The organism is Dietzia sp. DQ12-76, assembly GCF_014145045.1.
GTDB lineage: Bacteria > Actinomycetota > Actinomycetes > Mycobacteriales > Mycobacteriaceae > Dietzia.
Genome location: NZ_JAALDV010000459.1, coordinates 2,350 through 8,122 on the forward strand (window position 1 = coordinate 2,350; position 5,773 = coordinate 8,122).

Genomic DNA, 5,773 nt, shown 5'->3' on the forward strand with positions numbered 1-5,773 from the left:
CCGGCCCCGGCTCGACTCCGCTGTCCAGCCGGATGCCGGGTCGATGGGGGCCCTCGAACCGGGTGGAGACCCCGGGGACGTCGAGCGCCCAGAGCGTCCCCGAGCCCGGGGCGTAGTCGTGGGCCGGGTCCTCGGCGTAGAGACGCGCCTCGACGGACCAGCCGTGTGCGGCCGGGGGTTCGCCGGACGGCAGCGGCAGACCCGCGGCCACATCCAGCTGGAGCGCCACCAGGTCCAGGCCGGTCGTGGCCTCCGTGACGGGGTGCTCCACCTGGAGACGGGTGTTCATCTCGAGGAAGTAGAACTCGCCGTCGTCGGTGGCGAGGAACTCGACCGTGCCGGCCCCGGTGTACCCGATCGCGGACGCGGCGTCGCGGGCGGCCGAATACAGTTTCTCCCGCATGCCCGGGGTCCGCTCGACCAGCGGGCTCGGCGCCTCCTCGATGACCTTCTGGTGTCGCCGTTGGATGGAGCACTCGCGCTCCCCCACCGCCCAGACGGTCCCGTGGGAGTCGGCCATGACCTGGACCTCGATGTGGCGGCCCCGTTCGAGGAACCGCTCGCAGAACACCGCGTCGTCACCGAAGGCCGACCTGGCCTCGCGTCGCGCGGCGGCGATCTCGTCGTGGAGCGCGTCGAGGGTGCGGACGATCCGCATGCCCCGACCGCCGCCGCCCGCGGACGCCTTGACGAGTACCGGGAGCATGTCCTCGGTCACGTCGGCCGGCTCGAGATCGGTGAGCATGGGCACGCCCGCCTCGCCCATCATCTTCTTGGCCTCGATCTTCGAGCCCATCGCCTCGATGGCGGGCACCGGCGGGCCGACCCAGGTGAGCCCCGCGTCGATCACGTCGCGGGCGAACCCGGCGTTCTCGGACAGGAACCCGTAACCCGGGTGGATCGCGTCGGCGCCGGCAGCCCTCGCCGCGGCGATGAGAAGGTCACCACGCAGGTAGGTCTCCGTGGGGGTACTGCCGGGCAACCGGACCGCCGCGTCCGCCTCACGGGCGTGCGGGGCGTCCGCGTCGGCATCGGAGTAGACGGCGACCGTGGTCATGCCCAGGCCGCGGGCGGTGTGGTGGACGCGGCGGGCGATCTCACCGCGGTTGGCGACGAGAACCGAGGTGATCGGGGCGACGGTGGTCTGGGCCGGAGTCGTCGGCGCAGGGGTGGGTGCGTTCTGCATGATGGAGTTCCTCACATCCGGAAGACGCCGAAGCGGTCGGTTCCGGCGACGTCTCCGGAGTGGATCGCGGACAGGCTCAGACCCAGGACGGTCCGGGTGTCGCGGGGGTCGATGATGCCGTCGTCGTAGAGCATCCCGGACAGGAAGGCCGGCAGCGATTCCTTCTCGATCTGGTCGGCGATCATGGTCTTGAGACCGTCGATCGTCTCCGGGCTCATCTCCTCACCCCGCGCGGCCGAGGCCGCGGCGGCCACGGAGGTCACCACGTCGGCGAGCTGCTGACCCCCCATGACCGCGGACTTGGCGCTCGGCCACGTGTAGAGGAACCGGGGGTCGAACGCGCGGCCGCACATGCCGTAGTGGCCCGCGCCGTAGGAGGCCGCGGTGATGAGCGACAGGTGCGGGACCTCGGAGTTGGAGACCGCGTTGATCATCATCGAACCGTGCTTGATGATGCCGCCGCGCTCGTACTCCGAGCCCACCATGTAGCCGGTGGTGTTGTGCATGAAGAGCAGCGGGGTGTCGTACCGGTTGGCCAACTCGATGAACTGCGTGGCCTTCTGCGCCTCCGCGCTGAACAGCACACCGCGGGCGTTGGCGATGATGCCGACCGGGTACCCGTGGATCTCGGCCCACCCGGTCACCAGGCTCGCCCCGTAGAGCGGCTTGAACTCGTCGAAGTCGGACCCGTCCACGACGCGCGCGATGATCTCCCGCGGATCGAACGGGATCTTGAGGTCGTCGGGGACGATGCCCAGGAGGTCCTCGGCGTCGTACAGCGGCGGGGCGACCTCGGCGCGCGGGGCGCGCCCGGCCTTGGTCCAGTTGAGCCGGCGCACGATACCGCGCGTGATGCGCGCGGCGTCGGCCTCGTCGGTGGCCAGGTGGTCGGCCAGACCGGAGACGCGGGCGTGCATGTCGGCGCCGCCGAGGGTCTCCTCGTCGGCGATCTCGCCGGTGGCGGCCTTGACGAGGGGCGGCCCCGCGAGGAACACCTTCGAGCGCTCCTCGATCATGACCACGTGGTCGCTCATCCCCGGGACGTACGCTCCGCCCGCGGTGGAGTTCCCGTAGACCACCGCGATCGTGGGGATGCCCGCCTTCGACAACCGGGTGAGGTCGCGGAAGAGCGCCCCTCCCGGGATGAACACCTCCTTCTGGGTGGGCAGGTCGGCGCCCCCGGACTCGACGAGGCTGATCACCGGGAGCCGGTTCTTCATGGCCACGTCGTTGAGTCGGAGGATCTTGCGCAGGGTCCACGGGTTGGACGTGCCCCCCTTGACCGTGGGGTCGTTGGCGATCACGAGGCACTCCACGCCCTCGACGACGCCGATGCCGGCGACCACGGAGGCGCCGGTCTGGAAATCGGATCCCCACGCGGCGAGCGCACACAGCTCGAGAAACGGGGATTCGCGGTCGAGGACCATGTCGATCCGCTCCCGGGCGGTGAACTTGCCCCGCTCGCGGTGGCGGGCGACCTTGCGCTCGCCGCCTCCGGCGAGAGCGGGGTCGAGATCGGCCGCGAGCTGGGCGAGCTTGTCCTCCATCGCGGCTCTGGCGGCACCGAACTCGGCGCCGGTGGTGTCGAGGGTGGATCGTAGGAGGCTCATGCGGTGTACCCCAGACGGCGTCCGGCGAGGGTGGTGAGGATCTCGGTGGTGCCTCCGCCGATGCCCAACAGGCGGACGTCGCGGAACTGTCGGCTCACCTCGGACTCGGCCATGTATCCGAGTCCCCCGAAGAGCTGGAGTGCCTGCGTCGCGACCCACTCCGCGCACTCGACAGCGGTGTTCTTGGCAAAGCAGACCTCGGCGATCGCATCGTGCCCCGCCTCGGCCAGGTCCACGCAGCGGTGGGTGTAGGTGCGGGCGACGTCGATGCGGCGGGCCATCTCGGTGACGGTGTTCTGCACGGCCTGCCGGGAGAGCAGGGGTCGGCCGAAGGTCTCGCGTTCGCGGACCCAGTCCAGGGTCAGGTCCAGGCAGCGCTGGGCGTGGGAGTACCCCTGCGCGGCCAGCGCCGCGCGCTCTCCCACGAAGCCGATCGCGATCTGGGCGAACCCGTCGTTCTCGGCGCCGACGAGGTTCTCCACGGGAACCCGGCAGTCGGTGAACGTCAGCTCGGCGGTGTCCGAGGCGCGCCAGCCCAGCTTGTCCAGCGGAGCCGAACGGTGGAAACCGGGGGTGTCGGTGGGGATCACCAGCAGACTCACGCCTGCCGCTCCCCTGAGCTCGTCGCCACCGGTGCGCACGGCGGTCACCACGAAGTCGGCGCGGGTGCCGGAGGTGATGTACGTCTTGGCGCCGTTGACGACGTAGTGGTCCCCGTCCCGGCGGGCGGTGGTGGTGAGACGCCCGACGTCGGAGCCCCCACCGGGTTCGGTGATCGCCAGGGAGCCGATCATCTCGCCGGCGAGAGTGGGGGCGACCCAGCGCTCGATCTGGTCGGGCCTGCCGGACTGGGCCAGGTGTGGCGTGGCGATACCGCAGGTGAACAGTGAGGCGAACACACCGCCGGAGACCCCGGCCTCGTGGAGGGCCTCGCACACGATCAGCGAGTCCCGCATGCCGCCGCCCCCGCCGCCGGCCTCCTCCGGGAACGAGACGCCGAGCAGGCCCAGCTGACCGGCCTTGGCGTGGAGCTCACGAGGGAGCACGCCCGCGGCCTCCCACTCGTCCTGGTGGGGCAGGATCTCGCGCTGGGCGAAGCGGGTCGTGGTCTCGCGCAGGGCGAGACTCTCGTCGGAGTACCAGGGGTCGCCCGGTACGTGGGGCGGGATGGTCACGAGTTCTCCTTCGCGGGTGCCGGAACGGCGAGGACGGGGGCGGTGATGTCGTGGGGGACGTCGACGACGCGGGAGCGCAGCCACTCGGCGAGACCCTTGGCCTGCGGATCCCAGCGGTAGCCGTGGGCGACTCCCTTGCCGAGCAGGCCGTCGACGACGAAGTTCAGGGCGTTGATGCGCGGCAGCTCGTACCGCTCGATCGCCAGGTCGGCGGTCTCGGGGAGAAGTCGGCGGATCTCTTCGACGGTGAGGGTGTCGCGCATCCAGCGGTAGGCCTTCTGATCACCGGCCCACAGTCCGATGTTGGCGGTGCCGCCCTTGTCGCCCGAGCGGGCGCCGAGCACGTCCCCCAGCGGCCTCCGGGTGGTGGACTCCGAGGACGACCACTCCGGCAGCGGAGCTCCCTCGGCGTCGAGTCCGTCGGACGCGTGGCCGTCGCCCATCTCACGGGTGTCCTCCGGAGGCGCTATGTCGACCCTCGTGCCGTCGGGCAGCACCGCGACATGAGGGATCGCGTCCTGCGGGAGGTAGGCGGGGACGTACACGCCGTACGGGCCCCCGCGTCCGGGCGGCGCGCTGGGGGTGGCACCCGGGTAGCTGGCCAGCGTCATCGCGACGGCGGCGTCCGAGAAGGCGCGGCCCACGACGTCGGGGTCCGGATCCCACGCGACGATGGTGAGCAGCGCGGTCGCGGCGGCCTGGGTGTCGGCGTCGGGGTGGTCGGTGCGCTGCAGACGGAAGTCGATCTCCGCGGGTCGCGTGGCCAGCCCGGCGAGGAACTGGCGCTCCACGAGCGCCGCCTTGTCCTCGATGTCCAGCCCGGTGAGCAGGAAGGTGAGCTCGTTGCGGAAGCCGCCGAGGCACGTCACGGAGACCTTGGTGGTGGGCGGGGCCGCCTCTCCCACCACGCCGGAGATCCTCACCCGGTCGGGCCCCTCCTGCGTGAGAGTGGCGGTGTCGAGTCGGGTGACGACGTCGGGGCCGCCGTACCGGGCCCCGGTGACCTCGTACAGCAACTGCGAGGTGACGGTGCCGACGGTGACCGCACCTCCCGTTCCGGGGTGCTTGGTGATGACGGAGGTGCCGTCGGACGAGATCTCGGCGATCGGGAAGCCGGGGGCGACGGGGTCGGCGATCTCACCCCGGTTGAAGAAGGCGTAGTTGCCGCCCGTGGCCTGGGTCCCGCACTCGATGACGTGACCCGCGACGGTGGCGCCGGCGAGCGCGTCGAGGTCGTGTCGGCCCCAACCGAAGTGGCTGATGGCCGGCCCCACGATCACCGACGCGTCGGTGACGCGACCGGTGACGACGATGTCGGCCCCGGCGTCCAGGCACCGGGCGATGCCGAAGGCACCGAGGTAGGCGTTGGCCGTGACGGGGAACCCTGCGTCGGCGGGGATGTCGAGCTCGCCGACCCGGGCGATGAGGTCGTCACCCTCGACGTGGGCGACCTCGGGGGACAGTCCGAGACGGCCCGCCAGTTCGCGGACGGCGTCGGCGAGACCCGCCGGATTGACCCCGCCCGCGTTGGCGACGATGGTGACGTTCTTCTCCAGTGCCAGTGCGAGGCAGTCCTCGAGTTGGCGCAGGAACGTTTTGGCGTATCCCAGCTCGGCGTTCTTCATCCGGTCGCGGCCGAGGATGAGCATGGTGAGTTCGGCCAGGTAGTCGCCGGTGAGGACGTCGAGCTCGCCGCCGTCGAGCATCTCGCGCATGGCGGAGAACCGGTCGCCGTAGAACCCGGACATGTTGCCGACGCGGAGCGGAGGCACCGTCGACTCAGGGCCGACGCGGAGCGGAGG

The 5,773-nt window shown here is 71.1% G+C and carries 4 protein-coding genes; all 4 read right to left on the reverse strand.

Going from position 1 to position 5,773, the window contains the following annotated elements; genetic code table 11:
• On the reverse strand, nt 1-1,186 hold a 1,186-nt coding region (locus G6019_RS14690), incomplete at its 3' end, for an acetyl-CoA carboxylase biotin carboxylase subunit (protein WP_182627892.1).
• An 11-nt stretch (nt 1,187-1,197) separates the two neighbouring features.
• A complete protein-coding gene (locus tag G6019_RS14695; RefSeq protein ID WP_182613509.1) occupies nt 1,198-2,796 on the reverse strand; it encodes an acyl-CoA carboxylase subunit beta in 1,599 nt (532 codons plus the stop codon).
• Nucleotides 2,793-3,971 carry an acyl-CoA dehydrogenase family protein gene (locus tag G6019_RS14700; RefSeq protein WP_107757071.1) on the reverse strand — a complete coding sequence of 393 codons (1,179 nt, stop codon included), beginning with the start codon at nt 3,969-3,971 and terminating at the stop codon, nt 2,793-2,795. Before G6019_RS14700 ends, G6019_RS14695 begins: the two co-directional genes overlap by 4 nt.
• Nucleotides 3,968-5,743, reverse strand: coding sequence for an acyclic terpene utilization AtuA family protein (locus G6019_RS14705; RefSeq protein ID WP_439822633.1), 1,776 nt, complete (start codon nt 5,741-5,743; stop codon nt 3,968-3,970). The genes G6019_RS14700 and G6019_RS14705 overlap by 4 nt, the downstream gene beginning before the upstream one ends.
• Between the last annotated feature and the right edge of the window lie 30 nt (nt 5,744-5,773).